The organism is Bacillus sp. SIMBA_026 (assembly GCF_046535335.1).
GTDB lineage: Bacteria > Bacillota > Bacilli > Bacillales > Bacillaceae > Bacillus > Bacillus velezensis.
The window spans coordinates 1-265 of the sequence record NZ_JAWRWX010000237.1 but is presented as its reverse complement, the minus strand read 5'-3'; the positions used below and the strand labels follow the sequence as shown (position 1 = coordinate 265).

General features: G+C 67.2%; 1 pseudogene. It reads left to right on the top strand.

From position 1 onward, the window contains the following. Positions 1-265: pseudogene (locus tag SB847_RS21320) on the top strand (peptidase S53); the annotation flags it as partial.

The following is a 265-nucleotide window of genomic DNA, read 5'->3' as shown; positions in this document are numbered from 1 at the left end:
AGATCCCGGCAGAACTGGACGGCATCGTCACCGCCGTGCTGGGCCTCGACGACCGCCCCCAGGCCCGGGCGCAATTCCAGGCGATCCCGCTGTCCGCAACCGGCATCAGCTACACCCCTCCCGAGCTGGCCAGAATCTACAACTTCCCGCCCGGGGCGGACGGAACCGGCCAGATTGTGGCTATCATCGAACTCGGCGGCGGCTTCGGCCAAGCAGACCTTGACGCCTATTTCGGCAGTCTCGGGATCACCGGGCCGCACGTCAC